At 67.1% G+C, this 19702-nt stretch carries 12 protein-coding genes and 2 pseudogenes; 13 read left to right on the forward strand and 1 reads right to left on the reverse strand.

What is annotated here, in order from left to right:
* Nucleotides 1-28: 28 nt before the first annotated feature.
* Nucleotides 29-1258: a family 10 glycosylhydrolase gene (locus AB0C96_RS23515; RefSeq protein WP_362919673.1), complete on the reverse strand. Its 1230-nt coding sequence runs from the start codon at nucleotides 1256-1258 to the stop codon at nucleotides 29-31.
* Nucleotides 1259-1430: 172 nt separating this feature from the next.
* Here AB0C96_RS23515 and AB0C96_RS23520 point away from each other — a divergent pair, with 172 nt between their 5' ends.
* From AB0C96_RS23520 to AB0C96_RS23580, 13 genes and pseudogenes are all read left to right on the forward strand, one after another.
* A complete protein-coding gene (locus tag AB0C96_RS23520) occupies nucleotides 1431-2288 on the forward strand; it encodes a 3-hydroxybutyryl-CoA dehydrogenase (protein ID WP_362919745.1) in 858 nt (285 codons plus the stop codon).
* 818 nt (nucleotides 2289-3106) lie between these two features.
* A complete protein-coding gene (locus AB0C96_RS23525; RefSeq protein ID WP_362919674.1) occupies nucleotides 3107-3391 on the forward strand; it encodes a CU044_2847 family protein in 285 nt (94 codons plus the stop codon).
* Between the two features lie 673 nt (nucleotides 3392-4064).
* Nucleotides 4065-5168: pseudogene (locus AB0C96_RS23530) on the forward strand (ATP-binding protein); the annotation flags it as partial.
* Between the two features lie 105 nt (nucleotides 5169-5273).
* Nucleotides 5274-6329 (forward strand): annotated as a pseudogene (locus AB0C96_RS23535) (ATP-binding protein); the annotation flags it as partial.
* A 474-nt stretch (nucleotides 6330-6803) separates the two neighbouring features.
* On the forward strand, nucleotides 6804-7082 hold the full coding sequence (locus AB0C96_RS23540) for a hypothetical protein (protein ID WP_362919675.1): 279 nt from the start codon (nucleotides 6804-6806) through the stop codon (nucleotides 7080-7082).
* Nucleotides 7083-7253: 171 nt separating this feature from the next.
* A complete protein-coding gene (eccD, locus tag AB0C96_RS23545) occupies nucleotides 7254-8609 on the forward strand; it encodes a type VII secretion integral membrane protein EccD (RefSeq protein ID WP_362919676.1) in 1356 nt (451 codons plus the stop codon).
* Nucleotides 8610-8662: 53 nt separating this feature from the next.
* Nucleotides 8663-9862 carry a MinD/ParA family protein gene (locus tag AB0C96_RS23550; RefSeq protein WP_362919677.1) on the forward strand — a complete coding sequence of 400 codons (1200 nt, stop codon included), beginning with the start codon at nucleotides 8663-8665 and terminating at the stop codon, nucleotides 9860-9862.
* Between the two features lie 48 nt (nucleotides 9863-9910).
* Nucleotides 9911-13885 (forward strand): type VII secretion protein EccCa, encoded by a 3975-nt coding sequence (gene eccCa / locus AB0C96_RS23555; protein ID WP_362919678.1) that lies wholly within the window; start codon nucleotides 9911-9913, stop codon nucleotides 13883-13885.
* Nucleotides 13886-13965: 80 nt separating this feature from the next.
* Entirely contained in the window at nucleotides 13966-15384 is a 1419-nt protein-coding gene (locus AB0C96_RS23560) for a DUF6177 family protein (RefSeq protein WP_362919679.1), read from the forward strand.
* A 208-nt stretch (nucleotides 15385-15592) separates the two neighbouring features.
* On the forward strand, nucleotides 15593-15925 hold the full coding sequence (locus tag AB0C96_RS23565; protein ID WP_362919680.1) for a hypothetical protein: 333 nt from the start codon (nucleotides 15593-15595) through the stop codon (nucleotides 15923-15925).
* 47 nt (nucleotides 15926-15972) lie between these two features.
* Entirely contained in the window at nucleotides 15973-16284 is a 312-nt protein-coding gene (locus AB0C96_RS23570; protein ID WP_094793838.1) for a pore-forming ESAT-6 family protein, read from the forward strand.
* 136 nt (nucleotides 16285-16420) lie between these two features.
* Nucleotides 16421-16876: a DUF6507 family protein gene (locus AB0C96_RS23575; RefSeq protein WP_362919681.1), complete on the forward strand. Its 456-nt coding sequence runs from the start codon at nucleotides 16421-16423 to the stop codon at nucleotides 16874-16876.
* Nucleotides 16873-19692: a hypothetical protein gene (locus AB0C96_RS23580; RefSeq protein ID WP_362919682.1), complete on the forward strand. Its 2820-nt coding sequence runs from the start codon at nucleotides 16873-16875 to the stop codon at nucleotides 19690-19692. The genes AB0C96_RS23575 and AB0C96_RS23580 overlap by 4 nt, the downstream gene beginning before the upstream one ends.
* The last annotated feature ends 10 nt before the right edge of the window (nucleotides 19693-19702 follow it).

The following is a 19702-nucleotide window of genomic DNA, read 5'->3' on the forward strand; positions in this document are numbered from 1 at the left end:
ATCCCGCTGCGGCCGCGCGGACGGCCGGTCACGGCCGTGCCGCGCCGCCGTAGTGATCGCGCACGACCCGTGCCATCGCGCCCACCCGGTCCTTGGCCACATCCTTCGCCGAGAAGTAGACATGGCCGCCGACCTGGGAGTAGCGGCGGGCGAAGGTGAGGTGCCGGGAGAGTTCGGCCGGGTCCTGCCAGGCCGCCGGCTCGGCGTCGCCCTGCTTGTAGAGGGCCTCGCCGATGTAGAGCTCGACGCCGGTGCCGTCGACGGTCCGTGCCCACCAGGGAACCAGCTCGGCGTAGTCGGCCGCCTTGCTGCCGAGGGGCCAGTAGACCTGCGGCACGACGTAGTCGAGCCACCCCTCGCGCACCCAGCGGCGGGTGTCGGCGAACAGGTCGTCGTAGGTCTGCACCCCCGCCTGGGTGCGGGACCCCAGCGGGTCGCTGGCGGCGTTGCGCCAGACCGCGAACGGGCTGACGCCGAAGCGCACCCGGCGCCCCTCCTGCCGTCCGCCCCGGTCCAGCCGCCGTGCCGTCTCATGGATCAGCCGGTCGATGTTGTCCCGCCGCCAGGCGCCCCGGGTCTCGAAGTCGCCGCCGTGCGCGTCGAACGCGTCGTCGTCGTCGAAGCTCTCGCCGGCGACCGGGTACGGGTAGAAGTAGTCGTCGAAGTGCACCCCGTCGACCGGGTAGTGCTCGACCGCGTCCAGCATCGCGTCCTGCACGAACCCGCGGACCTCCGGCAGCCCGGGGTTGTAGTAGAGCTTGCCGCCGTACGGGACGACCCAGTCGGGGTGCCGGCGCACCGGGTGGTCGGGGGACAGCCGCTCCGGGTCGGTGTGGTTGGCGACCCGGTACGGGTTGAACCAGGCGTGCAGTTCGAGACCGCGCCGGTGCGCCTCGCGGACCGCGAAGTCCAGCGGGTTCCAGCCCGGGTCGCGGCCCTGCTGCCCGGTCAGGTACTGCGACCAGGGCTCGTACCGGGAGGGCCACAGGGCGTCCGCGGTGGGGCGCACCTGGAGGAAGACGGTGTTCAGTCGGTGCCGGACGGCGGTGTCGAAGTGGGCGCGCAGTTCGCGCTGTTGCTCGGCGGGGGTGAGCTTGGCGCGGGACGGCCAGTCCAGGTTGCCGACGGTCGCCAGCCACACCCCCCGCATCTCGCGGCGCTCCGTGCCGCCCGACGGCACCGCGGCACCCGCGGTGAGCAGCGAAGAGGCCGCGCCGAGCGCGGCCACCGCAAAGCCCCTTCGTGTGATCCGTTTCATCAAAAGTCCCCAGCTTGTCCGGTTCATCCCGTCCTGAGACTTCAGAATGCCCGCCCCGGCGCCCGGAGCACAGCACCGCGCGGAGTAACGTCGGGGCCGAGGCCGGGCGTCGGACCCTTACGGCGTACCGCCGGCCCTGAAGATCAGCGAAAGGCACGAGGTGACCAACTCAATTGCCGACATTGCACGCGTCGGAGTGGTCGGTTGCGGCCAGATGGGCGCAGGCATCGCCGAGGTCTGCGCCCGCGCCGGGCTGGACGTGATGGTCGCCGAGACCACCGGCGAGGCTCTGGAGCTGGGTCGCACCCGCTTGACCAACTCCCTCGGCAAGGCCGCCGAACGCGGCAAGATCACCGTCGCGGAGCGCGATGCGACGCTCGACCGGCTCAGCTTCACCACCGACCTCGGTGAGTTCGCCGACCGCGATCTCGTCATCGAGGCCGTCGTGGAGAACGAGCAGGTCAAGACCGAGATCTTCCAGGTGCTGGACCAGGTGGTGACCCGCCCGGACGCGATCCTGGCCTCCAACACCTCGTCCATCCCGCTGGTGAAGCTGGCGGTCGCCACCTCCCGGCCCGACCAGGTCATCGGCATCCACTTCTTCAACCCGGCCCCGGTGCAGAAGCTGGTGGAGCTGATCCCCGCGCTCACCACCGGCGAGGAGACCATCAAGCGCTCCGAGGCACTGGTCCAGAACGTCCTGGGCAAGCACGCCATCCGCGCCCAGGACCGCTCGGGCTTCGTCGTCAACGCCCTGCTCATCCCGTACCTGCTCTCCGCGATCCGGATGTTCGAGTCCGGCATCGCCAGCCGCGAGGACATCGACAACGGCATGGAACTGGGCTGCGCCCACCCGATGGGCCCGCTCAAGCTCTCCGACCTGATCGGCCTGGACACCGTGGCCTCGGTCGCCGCGTCCATGTACGAGGAGTACAAGGAGCCGCTCTACGCCGCTCCCCCGCTGCTCCAGCGCATGGTCGACGCGGGCCGGCTGGGGCGGAAGTCGGGGTCGGGGTTCTACTCGTACTGACGAGTGCGGCGATGCCGCCAACTGGCGCTGTTCCGGGGAGAGTTCATCCGGAGCAGCGCCAGCAGGGGGCTGCCGACGGGTGACACTTACACCTCTCACGGGACCCTCGTCCATGCAGCTGTGCCCGGCCGACGTGACCTGCACAGGGGCACGGCCTGATGAGCGTCGCCAACTGGTAAGGAACTGGCTCTGACCAGGCACTTTGCACCTTTCAGGGCTGTCAGGGCCTGTCCTGCTTACTCCGCGGAAAGTCCCTGGAAAGTCCCTGAGGCAGAGCTGAAAGTCCCTGAAAAATCCCTGGGAAGCCTTCGGTTCGGAGCGGCCTGACCAGCGTTTTCGAGCCCGGCATCGGGACGCGGGCGATGGACGATGGCAGCCCCCGGGGACGCCCTCCCCTCGTGGACACGACGCTGGGACCGCGCTGGCGCCCTCCGACACGCCTGTCTACGTAACCGGCCTTGTGGTGACGGGCAGGTTCGGCCTCATGCACGGTCGAAGTTGCGGAATCACCGCAAGATGCCGCCCCAGGCCGGGCTCCTTGCCCACGATGCCCTCTCGCCGTCTTCGACGTAGGCCGCGCAAGACGGGTGACGTCGGCGACTGTCGGGCCTGCTTGTGCCGCCTCTCCACACGCATGTCCTTGTTCTGGGTCGCCGCGACGATGCCATTTGGCTGAACCTTCCACGCCCAAGTCCAGTGCTGCCTACTCTGATCATCAGCCAGTGGTGGCAGTGGCAGCGCGCGGACGTCGCCCAACAGGGATGTGGAGTATGGGACTTATCGCAGTACCGTTGAATGATGGGGACAAAGAACCCACGGTGTTCGAGACTGACGTCGAACTCGTCGGCTCAGATCTTGAACTTGCAGCGGGAGACGCTGGTGTGGTGGCCCGGGCGCGCGTGTCTTTGGACGATGCCATGGCCCAGGTCCGGCCGACACTTGCCCGGGTGGTTGATACGTTGCGGGAACTGGGCCCCGATGAGGCCGAGGTTGAGTTCGGGCTCAAGGTGGGCGGCGACACCTCGGTGATCATCGCGAAGGGAACAGCGGAAGTGAATTTCGCCGTTCGCCTCAAGTGGGCGCGCACGGCGGACGCCAGCTAAAGCGGTGTCAGCGACGCGAGAAGGTTTCATCGTCAAGATCCGACAGAGCGCGAGCGGGCAAGCTGCGGGCGTCGGTTATGTCGTCGGTGAGAAGCACATTGTGACGTGTGCCCATGTAGTGAACGTGGCTCTGGGCCGGGACAAGGCCACCAGAGCCCGCCCCAATGCCAATGCGCGAGTCCAGGTTGAGTTCGTGTTGCTCGGCGATGCCGAAGGCGCACCGTTGCGGAACTGCCGGATCGACGCCTGGGATCCGCCAGCAGGCGATGGGGAATCTGGGCGTGATACTGCCGGCTTGGTGATGGTTGGGGGTGAGCCGTTGCCAGCCGGCGCCGGCGCAGCACGGCTCTTGGATGCTCCTGCAAGTCGCGCCGACGAAGCCGACGTCTTTGGATATCCCTCAAGTCCTTCGCGACCGGCGACGGGCGCCTGGAGCAGTTGCTTGCTCCGTGGGGCCGTTGGCGGCGGCATGATCCAACTGGATAGGGAATCGGAGTCAGCGTTAAGGGTGCAGCCCGGCTACAGTGGCGCTCCGGTCGTGATCCGGGACCAGTGGGGCGATGCTGTTGTAGCCATGCTCGCGGTGGCCAGTCGGGTCGAGACTGCCGGCGATGCGTACGCCGTTCCGGCAGCGGAGGTGGCAGCGGCCTGGCCTCAGGTGCTTGGGCGCAGCATGCTTCCCGCCTGTCCGTACCGCGGCCTCCATGCCTTCACCCCGGAAGACGCGGAAGCTGGTCTCTTTGTCGGGCGGGAGAGTGAAGTGTCCCGCCTGCACGAGATGGTCAAGGCGCAGCCTTTGGCCATGGTGACGGGGCCCTCTGGAGTGGGGAAAACGTCCCTTGTAGCAGCCGGTTTAAAGCCTGCATTGCAAGCTGAGGGGTGGCGAGTAGTCACGTTTCGGCCCGGCTCTTCTCCGTTCTATGCGGTTTCCCGTGCACTATTGGAGGTCGAAGGTTCCGGGCGCGACCGGGTAAAGGATCTCGATGGCATGGCGGAGATTCTGCGCGAGGAGGGGTTCTGGCACGTTGCGGCGAAGACTGCTCTCGCATCGAATCAGCGGCTCATTCTTGTTGCTGATCAGTTCGAAGAACTTCTCAGTTCTATAGACGGGGAGGCAGAGGAAACATTGCACTTTCTGCAAAGGTTTCTACCTCCTCAGGAGTATCCTCACACTCCGAACGTGCGCCTGGTGTGCACATTGCGATCTGACTTTTTACCCACCTTACTGAATCTTCCGGACATTGGATCGCGCCTACAAGACCGACAGCTCAACGTCTCGCCTCTGGACGAGACAGCAATGACTCGGGTGATCGTTGAGCCGGCGCGGATGACGGGAGTCACCTTCGCCGAACGGCTGCCCGAAATGATTGCGGCTGACGCAAGCAAGGGGCCCGGCGGTCTACCACTCTTGGAGTTCGCCTTAACTGAACTTTGGCCTCAGCAAAGGCAGCATCACATCACCTATGACAGCTATCACAGCGTGGGAGGTGTCACGGGGGCGCTGAACCGGCATGCTGAGCAGGCTTTCTCCTCGCTGGCGCGGCGCCTGGAAGAGGACCGCATCCGCCGCGTGCTGCTGTCGCTGGTGAGAGCACGCAGCGGGGCCGCTGATGCAGTGCGCGCCACGGCATATCAAGATCACCTTCAGCACGACTGGCACGTCGCTCAGGAATTGGCGGCCCCGGAACACCGCCTCGTCGTGCTGGGGTCGCACGGTCCAGGTACCGCTGAAATCGCCCATGAGGCGCTCATTCGCGAGTGGCGAAGGCTCAGCAACTGGGTGGATGCCGATGCGGACTTCCAGAGGTGGCTGACAATGATGGAAGAAAGAGCCGCCGAAGGTGATCTCCTCTCGGCGCAGCGCGTGGCCGAAGCTCAGGGTTGGTTAAGTGAGCGCGCCCAAGATATCCCAGCCAACGTGACCACCCTGATTGATGAGAGTCACCGACAGGTGATAGAGCACGAGAAGACCGAGTCGCAACTCGTTAAGTCACTGGAATTGACTCAACAGCTGAGGGATCGTGGCGACGAGCTGTTGAAGCGACAAAACGACCTGGAATCTTCGAACGCTGAACTGGAGCAGAAGGCCGAGCAACTGCGTGCGCAGAACCAAAGAATCGAAGTGATCAACCACGAAATCGAGGAGGCACGGCAGGTCCTGGAAGAGCGCAGCGAGTACCTCGCGGTAGCCATGCGCCACAAGACAGAGTTCGTGGCGAACATGTCCCATGAGATGCGCACCCCTCTCAACTCGCTACTGATTCTTTCTCAGCTACTGGCCGATAATGCCGAAGGAAACCTGTCCCCGAAGCAGGTGGAATTCGCTGAAACCATCCACGGAGCCGGGTCCGATCTCCTCCAGATCATTAATGATATTCTCGATCTGTCGCAGGTCGAGGCCGGGAAAATGGACGTTTTTCCAACCCGAATCGCATTAGCGCAACTCATCGGTTATGTCGAGGCGACGTTCCGGCCTCTGACCGCCGAGAAGGGGCTCGATTTCTTCGTACGCGCGTCCTCGGACCTTCCTGAGGTGCTGCACTCCGACGAACGACGGCTGTTGCAGGTACTGCGCAACCTGCTATCCAATGCGGTGAAGTTCACCGACGACGGTACCGTCGAGCTAGTCATACGGCAGGCCGGGGCCGATGTCCCGGTCGCTATCCGTAAACTGTTGCTGGAGTGGGGTTCATTACCTTTCCCAGATGCCGACATGCTCGCCTTCTCCGTAGCCGACACCGGAATCGGTATCGATCCCGGCAAGATGGATGTCATCTTCGAAGCCTTCAAGCAGGCAGACGGGACCACCAGCCGCAAGTATGGCGGTACCGGACTGGGGCTTTCGATCTGCAAGGAAGTGGCACGGCTGCTGGGCGGTGAGATCCACGCCACGAGTGAGCCAAATCGCGGCTCCACCTTCACTTTGTACCTCCCTATGGCGCAAACTCCGGCGAGCAGTTGAACGGTGGCTCTTCCGTGAGCTGACCGAGAGATTTCTGTCGCTGTGGTCTGGTCGCACGCTCTGCGCGCCTGCGGGTGAGCGGCAGTCGACGACGGCACACAGACGGTGGTGCGGCCCCCGTGCCTGCAGGAGTACCCGCCCTTGGTGTCGAGCGCAGCCCGTCCCTGGTGTGGCACCCGAGGCCGACAGGGCTGCTCAGCGAACAAGGGTCTCGTCAATCCGGGCACGCAAGGGTCGCTGGGCATTGGGCGCGTCAGCCAGGCGCCGTAGTGAGGGACCGTATGCGCACGCACGGCATATCAAGGTGCCGATGGGCCGACTGCTCCGGCAGCCTCAGAAGTGCGCCATCATGTGGGAGGACCTCGGGGTGGCTGTCAGCGCATCGCCGCATATGGTCGAGGTTCATCAACCGCGGCTGAGGCGCGGGCGATCGAGGCGACGGACGGGGAGATGGCACGGGATTACGACAGTCAGCTGCTGGAGTCGGTGGCGGTACGTCGGCGCAGGTTGCGGGATGCCCTGTTGTTCGGCGCGCAACGGGGGCGGCGCACCGCAGACGAGCGCCTTGGGAAGGTGTTCGCGGGGATCGCCATCACGGCTGTCCTGTGTGCGGGGTGTGTCGGGTGGTCGTTCCTTCAGCACACGCTGGCACAGCAGAAGGCTGAGCAGGAGAAGCAGCAGCGTCAGATGCAGCAGTACGAGCAGTCGACGAGATCGGCGAAACCCTAGAAGTCCACAGATTGGATTCGGACAGAGTCTGCAGCGTTCCTGGCAAATCCGCGAAGAGCTCCCCGTCGTGGGAGAGGGGTTCCCTGACGCGGGGCCAGAATGGAAGTCTGCAGCACAGCTGTCCAGTTTGGCCCGAGGGTTCGTCAACGCCGCGATGATAGGTTCCCGTAAGTGGTGAGCAGAACAACGACTTCCCAGGCGCAACTGAGCCGAGTGACCTTGGTTGGCGAGCGACGCCGGGCTGACGTCGTCCTGCGCTCCGACATGCCTGTGGGGCAGCTGCTCCCGGATGTATTGCAGCTGCTGGGCGATCGGCCCGCATCCCGTCCGATGGCGCGGCAGTTGGTTACGTCCGATGGCTCTGTCCTGCCGCACGACAGCACGCTGGTGTCGGCCGGGATAGCCGACGGCGCTGTACTTCGGCTTGTCACGACGCACTCTGCGCCGCCCGCTCCCGTAGTACACGATGTCACCGATCAGGTGGCTAACGACCTCGACTTGCGTGCTTGGCGCTGGCGTCCCGTCGCACGCCGGGCCAGCGCGGGTGCGGCGACCGTCGCCTTCGCAGTGACCGCCGCGCTGCTCGCCCGTCGTGAGTTCCCGCTCGGCGCCCTCGTCGGTGTTCTCTCGGCCGTCGCCCTCGTGCTCTTGGCGGCCGGTGCGCTCGTCGCCAGGATAGGACGAGGAAACCGGGGTCTGGCGACCGCGCTTCTGGTCGCCTCCGGTGGGCTTGGCGTTCTCATCGCGTGGACAGCCGCCGACGCGTACGGCTGGCCGGGTACCGCGCGGCTCGCCGGCGTGGCGGGTGCGCTGGTCTTGACGCTTGTGTTCCTCGGTTACTTCTCGCCGCTTGGCAAGGGCGGGCTCGTTGGCGCCGTGACGACGGCCACGATCGCCGCCGTGTGGGAAGCGGTTGCCGCTGTTCAGGGTGATCCGGCCCGGCTCGGTGCCGTCATGGCTGTCTTCTCGCTGGTGGTGCTCGGTGTGCTGCCGCGGCTTGCCCTGATGGCGTCGGGGCTTACCGCGCTCGATGACCGGCGCTCGGGCGGTATCTCTGTCAGCCGTCACCAGGTGGGTACCGCGCTCGCGGGGACACACCGCGGCCTTGCCCTCTCGACGATCGTCACCGCGGTCTCGGCAACCTCTGCCGGCTGGCTGCTCACTCTGGCCGAGAAGCCGACCATATGGACCGTGGCGCTGGCATCGCTCATCGTCGTAGTGCTTGCGTCGAGGACGCGAGCTTTCCCGCTGATCGCTGAGGTTGTTGCGCTCCTCATCGCCGCGTCGTGCCTCGTGGTGCGCCTGGTGATGGTGTGGATGGAACATGCGGGCGGTGCCGGGCCCCTGGCCGTGCTGTGTGTGGCTGCGGCGCTGCCGCTGGTCGTCTTGGCGGTGCAGGTGCCCGAGCATGTGCAGGTGCGGCTGCGGCGTATGGGCGATCTGGTCGAGTCCGTTGGCATGGTGGGGCTCTTCCCGCTGGTCTTCGGTGTGTTCGGGGTATACGGGCAACTGCTCAACCAGTTCTGAGTCGACGTACAGGCGCTCCGGGCGGGGCAGCAGGGTGGGGGTGAAGGGCAGGTATGCCGAACGGAGACGGCTGGCAGGGTGACGTGCTGCGCGACCTGAGAGGCGGCGTCCAGCAGGGTGCGCCGAGCCTCGACGGGCAGGCGCACCGCGCTTCCGCGCAGGATCCGGACCTGCCTTCGCAGAGCGCCCAGCCGCCGATCACCACCCATGCGGGTACTACGCCGGGGCAGTTCGCCTACCCGTACCAGGGGCAGGAGCATCAGGCGGGCTATCAGGGCGGGGAGCAGCAGCCGGCCGCGTACCAGGAACAGACGCAACGGGCTCCGATCGCCCACACTCCTGACTCCCCGCCGGTGGTGGACAAGGGCCTGGACGACGCGGTGCGCCTCAAGCCGCTGTACGGTGAGCCCTTCGCCGCGCGTGCTGTACGCGCGGTGCGCCGTACGCTCTCCTCCTCAGCCGCCCGTGAGGTCGCCGAGATCACCCGCACTGCCTGGATGCTCCAGCAGCCCGTGACGACCGGCCGGCAGATCGCCGTCACCTCTATTCGGGGCGGATCCGGGAAGTCGACTGTTACCACGCTCCTGGGCGCCACGTACGCGCACTACCGGCAAGACCCGGTCCTCTTCTTGGAGGCCGATCCGGCGCTCGGCTCGCTGCCGCTGCGGCTCGGTGCCAAGTCGTGTCGCTGGACCACCAGCGATATCGCGGACATCGTCAAGCCGAATATGTCGTTGCTTGACGTGACCGGCTATCTCGTCCAGCTCCCTAACAACGCCTGGCTGCTGCCCGCGAGCCAGGGCCAGATCGGCGTGATGTTGGACAGCCGGGCATACGAGCGGGCCGTGGTTGCGTTGCGGCGCTACTTCGGTGTGATGGTCATCGACTGCGAGACGCTCCCCGCGGAAGTTGCCCGTGTTGCACTCGCCGCCGCCCATGGCCGTGTTCTGACCACCCCCGCCACTCCGGAAGGCATCACCAGCACGTACTCGGTGCTCCAGTGGATGCAGGGACTGCCCCGCCATGTAATGGCCGGCACGGTCGTCGTGCTCACCGAAATGATGCCCCACTCAGGACTCGACCTCGACGAGGCGGCCCAGAAGCTCAGGACCACCGGGGCTAGCGTCCAGGTCCTGCCGTACGACCGGCACTTGGCAGGCGGTGGCCCGATCCGTACCACCATGCTCGCGCACCCGACTAGGAAAGCCGCCGCCCGCCTCGCTGCGGACGTCTTCCAACTCTCCCTCTCCTAGAAGCGTCACTGAACAGATGCCGAGCCCGACCGTGAATGACGGACGACGATGAGTACCCGACTGATACATCGCCCGGCCAGGGCCACACGGCCTCCGGCCACCCCCGAGGCGCGCATCATTGAGGCGCCGCCCAACCTCCCTGAAGGGAAGGCGGGCAACATCGCGATGTCGCTGCTGCCCGTCGCCGGCGTCATGTCCTCCGTGGTGATGATGACGGTTGTGCGCAACAGTCAGTTCGCCGGGCTCGGCGCGATCATCCTCGTCGTCACCGTCATCGGCTCCGTCGCGCTCGTCTTCTCCCAGCGTGGCAAGGCCCAACGCACCCGGCGCACCCAGCGCGAGGCGTATCTCGCCTATCTGGAGGACCTGCGCGAGGAGCTGGCTGCCGAGGAGCGCGCGCGGCGCGAGCGCGCCGAGGTCCTCAATCCGCCGCCGCCTGCCCTGTATGACATCGTGCGTGATCCGGCTCGCCTGTGGGAGCGCCGTCGTATCGATGGCGACTTCCTGCGCGTACGTGTCGGCACGGGCGAGATGCCGGTGCGCGATTTGCAGATCGCTCAGCAGAGCTCGTCCGTCCTCACCCCGCCTGACCGCTTCATGCTCAACGAGGCGTCGGCTTTGATGGGGCGGTTCCGCACCGGCACCCAACTCCCCCTCACCGTCCCGCTCGACCGCGTCGGCAACATCAGCGTCATCGGCCCCCGCGAGGACTGCCTGCGCGTCGCCCGCGCTCTGCTCGTCCAGACCGCGGCCCTGCACGCCCCCGACGACGTGGCAATGGCGCTCGCGGTGCCCGGCGACCGGCTCGCCGATTGGGAATGGGCGAAGTGGATGCCGCATCTGCTCGATGCCGAGCAGCTCGATGGCCCGGTCGCCGCTCGCCGTATCGCCCCCTCCGCGCTGCAGCTTGCTCGACAGCTCGGCCCCGAACTGCGCCGCCGAGCGTCCTATGCGGCCGAGGTGCGCCGCGGGTTGGCCGACAATGACGCCTTGTCCATGACATCGCGGCTGCTTGTCGTCGCTGACGGACACGGCGAGGACGCCGTGGACCTGCCGCGTCCTGACGAAGCGGTCGGGTTGCGGGAGATGGGTGTCACCGTCCTTTATCTGCTTGAGCAGCGGGTGCAGGAGCCGGGGCATGTCGCCGTCCGGATCACCCTCGATGGCGACCAGATAGTCATCGAGGACCTGCGCGGGCAGGAGCCGGTCAGCGCGCACGGCACTGTGGACGAGGTCGCCATCCCGTTCTCCGAGGGCCTGGCCCGGATGCTGGCACCGCTGCGGCTGTCCGCCGAATCACTCACCGACGCGCCGCTGACCGGGCCCGTCGACTTCGCCGAGCTGCTCGGTGTCGACGACGTGGCACAACTTGACCTCCCGCGCCTGTGGGCGCCGCGCGGCGAACGTGCCTTCCTGCGCGTCCCCATCGGCATCAACGACTCCCACGAGCCGGTGCTGTTGGACCTGAAGGAGTCCTCGGAGCTCGGCATGGGCCCGCACGGCCTGTGCGTCGGCGCCACCGGCTCCGGGAAATCGGAACTCCTGCGCACCATCGTCCTCGCGCTGGTGGCCACCCACCCACCCGAGGACCTCGCCCTGGTCCTGGTCGACTACAAGGGCGGTGCGACCTTCGCGCCGTTCGCCGATCTCCCGCACGTTGCCGGTGTCATCACCAACCTGGAGAACCAGGCGGGCCTGGTCGAGCGCGTCCACGCCTCGCTCGCCGGCGAGGTCAAGCGCCGCCAGCAGGTCCTCAAGGACGCGGGCAACGTCGCCGACATCGGCGACTACGCGGCCCTGCGCGCCAGCCGGCGGCCCGACCTGGAGGCCCTGCCGCATCTGTTCGTCGTCATCGACGAATTTGGTGAACTCCTAGCCGCCAAACCGGACTTCATCGACCTGTTCTTGTCCATCGGTCGAATCGGCCGCTCCATCGGGGTGCATCTGCTGCTGTCCAGCCAGCGGATCGAGAGCGGTCATCTCAAGGGCCTGGACACCTACCTCTCGTACCGGCTCGGCCTGCGGACCTTCTCCGCCGACGAATCCCGTACGGTGCTGGACACCGCGGACGCCTTCCATCTGCCGCCGCTGCCCGGATTCGGCTACCTCAAGGTCGATACCAGCCACTACGACCGCTTCAAGGCGAGCTACGTCTCCGGTGCCTATCGCGGCCCCGTGCAGCGCTCGGAGGAAGAGGACGCCGGGCCCCTCGCCTTCTCCTACGAGACCTTCAACAGCACCGTCGATGCGGATGATCCGAGCACGCCGGAACCAGCGGTGCGGCGTCGCGAGATGGGGCCGACGGAGCTGGGTGTCATGGTGGAGCAGCTGACGCACGCCGCCAGACCGGTGCGCCGCATCTGGCTGCCCCCGCTGCCCGACGCGCTCTGCCTCGACACGGTCGCCGGTCCCCTGGACGTCGGCCTGCGCGGGATGCAGCTGACCAAGCGCCGCGGCCCGCTCGAGGTACCCCTCGGCATGCTCGACGACCCGACCCGTCAGTGGCAAGGACAGTGGTACCTGGACCTCACGCTGGCGGGCGGCCACGCAGCCGTCATCGGTGGCCCACAATCCGGCAAAACGACGCTCCTGCGCACCCTCGTCCTCTCACTGGCACTGACCCACACCCCGCAGGAGGTCGGCATCTACGGCCTCGACCTGGTCGGCGGCGGCCTGGCCGCACTATCGGGCCTGCCGCACGTCGGCGGCATCGCGAGCCGCGCCGACCGCGAGCGCGCGGCCCGCACCGTAGACGAAGTACGGAGCATGCTCGCGGCCCGCGAGGATCTCTTCCGCGAGCACGGCATCGACTCCATCTCACAGCTGCGTGACCTGCACGTGGCGGGCCGGCTGCCCCAGCTGGCCTCCGCCGAGATCGTGCTCGTCATCGATGGCTTCGGCGCGTTGCGCGACGACTTCGAAGAGCTGGATGACGGCATCTCCGACATTCTCAAGCGCGGTGGCGGTTACGGCATCCACGTCGTGGCCGGGATGCTGCGCTGGAACGACGTGCGCATCGCCGTCCAGTCGAACTTCGGCACCCGTGTCGAGCTGCGGCTGAACGACCCCAGCGAGTCCAGCATCGACCACAAGCTCGCCGCGACCCTTTCGCCCGACGAGCCCGGTCGCGTGCTCACCGATCGCAAACTCTTTGCGCAGGTGGCGCTGTCCCGTACGGACGGACTTGCCGACACCGCGGACCTCGGCGCCGTCCTGGAGCGGACAGTCCGGACGATCCGCGCCTCCTGGAGCGGCGAGGTCGCCCAGCCGGTGCGAGTGCTGCCGCACCTCCTGGAGCCTCACCTCCTGCCGGGTCCGGTCGCCGAACCCCAGCGGGTACCTATCGGCCTGGACCAGACGGCGCTCAATCCCGTTCTGCTCGACCTGTTCCGACATGACCAGCACCTGCTGGTCATGGGCGACAGCGAATGCGGCAAGACGAATCTCCTGAAGACCATCGCCGGCGGCCTCATCGAGCGCTACGGCGTGGACGAGCTGGTCTTCGCCGTCATGGACCCCCGGCGCAGCCTGCGCGGCGCCATCCCCGAGGAGTTCAACGGCGGCTACGCCTACAACGCCAAGATGTGCGCGGGCCTGGCCACCGGTATCGCCACCGTCTTGGACAAGCGGCTGCCCGATGACGCCGCGGGCCCCCAGGACCTGGAACCCGGAAGCTGGGGCGGCGGTCCGCGGATCGTGGTTCTCGTCGACGACTACGACGTGCTCACCACCGCCGGTCAGGAACCGCTGGAACCATTCCTTCCGTATATTCCCTCCGCGGCGGACATCGGCCTCCACTTCGTCCTGACCCGCCGCGTGGCAGGAGCCTCACGCGGCATCTACGAACCCCTGGTGCAGGGCTTGCGCGAATCGGGATCCTCGGCACTCCTCATGGCGGGCGACCGCGGCGAGGGTCAACTGTTCCCCGGGGTCTACGCCTCTCAGCAGCCAGCCGGCCGCGGCGTCCTCATCCGCAGGGGCCAGCCCAACCGCCTGATCCAGACCGTCTACTCCCCCGGGTGACACCGGAGAGCCCTCCCGCGCACCCGAGCCACGCCCCGTACGGCATCCATGCCACGAACGACGAAGGACCAGACGACCCCATGACCAAGGACGTCATCGCCCTCACCCAGCGCATGCCCAACCCAGCCACCATGCTCGCGGGCCTGCTCTCCGGAGGCCCTGACAATCTGGTGGACATGGCGGGCGAGGGCGCCGTCGTGCGACTGTGCGACGCTGAGGGCCGACCGCTCGTCTCCGTCGAGGCACCGCTGCTCGTGCAGGTCGACGGGGAGGCCGAGCGGCTGCTTGGAGCCACCCCGCCAGCGCTTCCGTACTGGTGGACCGAAGCCCGCGCCACCACTGGTGTCGAAGAAGCCGAGCGGCTCGCCGGTACCTTCGCTGCCCGGCTGGCGGCTTTGGCCGACGGCTCCGCCTGGCCGCCGGAGGCAGCGCAGTCCCTGGCCGTGGTGAAGACCGACGGTGTGAGCGTGGCGTCCACGCCCGATGCCGCGCAGCCAGCCGTCGACGTGCTCACCGACAAGGTCGCCGTCGTCATCATGGACCGTCCGGTGATCGCCATGACGGCCTGGCTCCAGGACGCTATTCGTACCGCCGCCAACGCCGAGCTGGGCCTCCAGGTCGTCACCCCGCCGGGAACCATGCTCTCCCCGGCCGTACGCCACAGCCTCAGCAACTGGCCCTCCCGCTGGGTCGTGCGCGACGAGCAGGACGGCTACTACGACGGGCTGTCCGGAGCCGTTGTGCGCTGGAAGGACGGCATGTTCGCACCGGTACTGGCGGCCGACGCAACTGCAGACGCCCCCCGGACCCCGGTGGCATCGTCCTACCAGGAGGCCACGGCCACTGGCGAGCATCAGCTGGCCATCACATTCCGCACGGTCCACCCCGCTGACGAACGTCTGGTCCTTGGCGGTGCGCTGGAGTCGATCTGGCGCGAACTCACCGGTGATGCCCCCGCCGGTTGGGGAACCGCGGAACCCGCCAACCTCCCCTGGTCGCCGCGTCAGATGACCGACCTCGCCTACGAGCGGGCGCCGGAGCCGGCCTGGTTCGTGGTGGTCGGCAGCCGTGCCCGGCCGGGCCTGGCTACGGTGCGTGTAAGCCGTACGAAGGCGGGCGTGGAGGAGTACGTCACGCTGATGTTCGGCTACGGAGGCGACGAGGAGCCGCCGGTGGACGCCCTGCCCAGAGCAGCGGAGCAGCTCGCCACCCGCCACCGGCTCCTGTCGATGCTCGTCCAGCTCCGCAAGGCTCAACGCGAGCTGACGGTGCCGCCTCGCTTCGAGGGGCCCGGTGTCCCGCTGGCTTTCGTGCTCGGCGCGGAGGAAGTCCGCCAGATGCCCGGCGACCGTGCCCGGAACACGCCGCTGTCCCAGCCGCCGGTCCCCCTCGGCCCGAAGAACTGCCCTGCGCTGTACTACCCGCTGCCGGGAGACCCATCGGATCTGTCCGGCTGGCAGGACTTCGAGCGCCTGATGCGGCATCTGAAAGGCGCGTGAGAGCACCTGGACGTTGGGGCCAGCCGGCCACCCCTGTGCACATCCACAACTTCCAGCACATCGCAGCAGGTGACGGGTGGGGCTCCTGGCAGCTTTGAGCCATTGTCACACCCTGCTCATAACATAGTGATTGTGAATTGCACCGGCCATGACCCGGTTGATAGGCATGACCGTACATACGATCGTCAAGTCCGGCGGGGGGAGCCCGATGAAGTTCGACATGGGGGCGCAGACGCTCTCGACCCTGAGGTCGAAATCGCAGGGGTCGAGCACGGAACTGGGGACGTTGATCCACCAGCTCGTCCAGGCAGCGCAGCCGTTGGAGGGCAAGTTCAACGGCTCGGGCAAGGCGGCGTTCGACTCGTTCAAGTCGCGGGCGGACGAGATCACGTCGGCGTTGAACAGTGCGCTGGCCGCGATTGTGGGCGGCCAGTCGGGGATGGAGTCGGCGTTCGGCTCGGGCGTGCAGGAGCAAGCTGACAACGCCCGGCAGCAGATGTCAGCGGCGAACTTCGACGCGGCCCGCTTCTCGGGCCGCTGACAGCCCGATCGCGGCGAAGTACTCAGACCCTAGGGGGAGTGATTGTGATGGCTGCTGGCATGGACCGTCGTTCGTACGACTCGGGCGCATCAGCGGAGGCGCAGGGCAACATCCAGGCGGTGATCGGTCGTCTGGAGCAGGTGATCGCGGCGCGTGATGCGCAGGTCAAGGCGGCGATGGCGGACTTCGCGGCGGATGGTGTCGCGGAGGAGTACCACGGCAAGGAGCAACGCTGGAACCGTGCCTCGCAGGAAGTCCGGAGCATCATCCAGTTGCTGAAGACGACGCTGGAGAAGAACGACGCGACCGCGCACCAGACGCTCGCCCGCGCGAAGGCGGCAGTCGACAACATCGGCTGAACCAATCCGGCGCACCAAGGACGAAGCAGTCCCTCACGGTGCGCCGATCGCCAATTCGGGTTGCTGGCCGCCGTGGGGCGGCGGCGCGCAAGTCGTGGTGTGAGGGTTGCAAGAGAGAGGAATGCGGGGGGCATTCATGGCGTCATGGGACATTCAGCCGCAGGGCGTGCAGGGCCAGTTGAAGGTCGTCGGCACGCACGCCGAGGACCTGGGCAAAGCTCTCAACACGCTGCTGGCCGACATCCAGGAGGCGGCCCTGGCGGCAGGAACGGCTGTGCCCGGCACGCAGGCCACAACATCACCGAACGGGCTGATAGCGGCGTCGGGGTACAAGCCGGTGGGACCGGTGGCCCCGGACCTGTTGCCGAAGAAGGCCACGGGGCCGGTCGCCGCCGCGCTGGTCGAGTACGTGAACGGACGTAAGAAGGGCATGAAGGCGATGGCCGATCGCTGCCAGGCCGCCGTCCTGGGCGCCGCCAAAGCCACCAATGAATACGTCCAGGGCGACCTGGAAGCGGCCAAGAACGCCCAGACCGCCGCCCGCAACGTGCGGCTGGAGGCTCTCAAGGACTTCGGGGGGAAGCAGAAGTGAGCGGCGGACCGGTCGACCCGGCCGATGTACCGGTCTACACCGGCAATCTAGAGGTCCTCGAAGCCAAGGCGAAAGCGCTGTCCCGCGGCGGCTCCAGGATCGAAAGGGCCGGCTCGGACGTTCACAAGTCCTTCGGCGGCCTCGCCGCCTTCTACAAGGCACCCGAGGCGGAGCAGCTGTTCGGCGTCACCAAGCCGGTGGCGGACAAGGCGCAGGACCTCAGCGAGGACATGCACGTCATCGCCAAGGCCCTGGGCACCTACGCCCGTGAGATCACTCCGCTGATCGAGAAGTTCAAGCAGCTCAAGAAAGAAGCCGCCGATTTCCGCAACAACGAGGCCGCCGAAGACGACTGGAGCGAGGACGGCGACCTGACCGAGGAGAACCTCAACCGCCGCAACAAAATCGCCGAGGTCTGGGCCGCCTTTCAGAAAGCCGAACGCGACTGCCACGCCAAGATCGTCGGCCTCGTCCACGGCACGGCGCTCCACGCGATCGACGCCACCCACAAGACGGGGTACGGCTACAACGCCGAAGACCTCAAACAGGCCAAGAGCCTGCCCTGGGGCGACGCGATCGAAGAATCCGTTCCCTGGTGGCAGGTGTGGGAGCACGCCTACGACTTCGGCAAGGGCTTCATCATCGACGGCGGCGGGGCCGGCGTCGAGGCGCTGTACACCATGTTCGGCGGGCACGGAGGCGACGCCGCCGGCAAGGCGTGGATCGGGCTGGCCAAGTTCGTCACAGGGTCGACGCTCACCACACTGCCCCTGGTGAACACCACATACTGGATGATGCCAGGGGACTGGCTTCCCTCCTGGCTGCGGGACTCGCGCACCGCGATGGTCGAGGCCGGCAAAGGGTTCGTTGCCTGGGATCAGTGGGGATCGAACAACTCGCGGGCCGCCGGCGCAGTCACCTTCAACGTCCTGAGTGCCCTCATCCTCCGGGGCGGCGGCAGCGCCGTGTCGGGCGCGAGCAAGGCCGCCACGGCAGCCAAGGCCGTGTCCTTCGCCAGCAAAGCAGCCCAGGCCATTGACCCGATGACCTACGTCGCCAAGAGCGCAGGCCTCGGCCTGTCCAAGGTCCGCGGCATAATGGCCGGCCTCAAGGCCGCCGGCCACATCGAGGTCCCGAAGATCTCCGACGGCGCCGTCAGCCTGCCCGAAGGATCCCTCAAGATGCCAGACGGCACGATCCAGCTACCCAAGGGCGCCACCATCCCGGAAGGGGCGACGAGGCTCCCGAACGGCAATATCAAGCTACCCGAAGACACGGTCACCTTCCCGCCGGACACGGTGAAGGACCCGTCCAATGGGAAGTGCATGAGCGGCAGAGGCGACCTCTACAACGAGGACGGGAGCCTCTTCCAGCGCGCCGAGGATGCCCGCAAGGAGAAGTCCGCCCCACCCGCTGCAGGCGCGGACAACCCGCGGGTCGAGGCCCCGGTCCGCCAGGAACAGCCAGTCCTTGTCGGCGTCAGCGGAAGGGGCGACGACGCCATACGCGTCGGCTCGGACATACCCGACACAGGCCGCACCGGCCACAACGCAGGCCACGGCGACACCGGGCCGGGCGATCACAACCCCATGGGCCGCGCCGACGACCACGGCACCCCCAGCGGCCATGCCCCGGACAATATGTCGCGCAACGACCTGAACCAGTCCCCCGGTGGCGGCCACGGCGACTCCTCGACCACCCACGGCACCAACGCTCCAAGCGGAGGCGGCTCCCGCCCGGACGGTCCCGGCGGAGGCGGCACCCACCCGGACACCCCGAGCACCGGCGGCACCCACAACCCGCTGGGCGGCCACGGCCCCGGCGGCTTCGACGAGATCCCGGGCTTCGGTGATGACGCGACCCGTGCGGGCGACGGGACGGCCCCGGCGGGTGGTCACAACGGCCAGCCGACGCACCCCGTTTCTGGGCAGCAGTTGACGCCCGAGCAGGTCAAGGCGAAGCAGGACGAGTTCGTGCAGAAGGCGAACGATCCCGACAAGACCTGGTTCAACCAGTACTACCGGTCGGACGGGCACCGTCTCAGCATCCACACCAAGATCGACGACGTCGAGCTACCGATCCTGGCGAAGGACAGCGACGGGTCCTGGATCTCCAAGAACAGCCTTCCGTCAGCCGGCTCCGAGACCAAGTTCGGCCGCGATCCATTCGTCCGCGACGAGACACACCCGGCGATCGACCATCTCGACGACGTCGCCAAGGACCGCAAGGCATCCGTGGAACTCGCCAACGCCGAACGCACACACAAGACTTCGCCAACCGCCGATACCCTCGACGAGCTGACGAAGGCGCAGGAGCGTTTCGACACGCGCATGACCCCGCGATGGGGCGAGAACACCTCCAACAACACCTCGTTCTCGGAACGCCTGGGCGAGGACGCGGCGCGGCTGCACGTCGTCCCGGAGAGGTTCCCCGGCTCGGTGGAGCAGCCGCTGCCAAAGACGCCCAACGGCGCCAACATGTTCGACCAGCTGTACCGCCGTCCGGACGGCAAGTTGATGATCATCGAGGCGAAGGCGCCCTCTTCCGGCCTCCTCTGGCGCAAGGGCGTCGGTCCTGCCGAGGGCTTCATGGTGAAGCAGGGCACCGAGCCGTACCTGCGGACCATCATCGCCGAGATGGAGCGCCGGCCGAATCTGAAGGTGACCGATGCCTCGGGCAAGGTATGGACGAACGCGGAGCTTGCCGATGAGCTCACGAGGGCCCTGGATGGCAAGAACCTGGAATACGCCATGGTGAAGGCCACGGACGGCGGCAGTAGGTACTCTGGGGCCGTCCTCGAATTCTTCAAGATCTGATAAGGGAGAC

The organism is Streptomyces sp. NPDC048506 (assembly GCF_040651315.1).
In the GTDB taxonomy this organism is placed as follows: domain Bacteria; phylum Actinomycetota; class Actinomycetes; order Streptomycetales; family Streptomycetaceae; genus Streptomyces.

Coding starts and splice junctions, on each gene's coding strand:
- AB0C96_RS23550 (WP_362919677.1), top strand. CDS start 8,663: ATGCCGAACGGAGACGGCTGGCAGGGTGACGTGCTGCGCGACCTGAGA.
- AB0C96_RS23565 (WP_362919680.1), top strand. CDS start 15,593: ATGAAGTTCGACATGGGGGCGCAGACGCTCTCGACCCTGAGGTCGAAA.
- AB0C96_RS23570 (WP_094793838.1), top strand. CDS start 15,973: ATGGCTGCTGGCATGGACCGTCGTTCGTACGACTCGGGCGCATCAGCG.
- AB0C96_RS23515 (WP_362919673.1), bottom strand. CDS start 1,258: ATGAAACGGATCACACGAAGGGGCTTTGCGGTGGCCGCGCTCGGCGCG.
- eccCa (WP_362919678.1), top strand. CDS start 9,911: ATGAGTACCCGACTGATACATCGCCCGGCCAGGGCCACACGGCCTCCG.
- AB0C96_RS23575 (WP_362919681.1), top strand. CDS start 16,421: ATGGCGTCATGGGACATTCAGCCGCAGGGCGTGCAGGGCCAGTTGAAG.
- AB0C96_RS23540 (WP_362919675.1), top strand. CDS start 6,804: ATGGCACGGGATTACGACAGTCAGCTGCTGGAGTCGGTGGCGGTACGT.
- AB0C96_RS23560 (WP_362919679.1), top strand. CDS start 13,966: ATGACCAAGGACGTCATCGCCCTCACCCAGCGCATGCCCAACCCAGCC.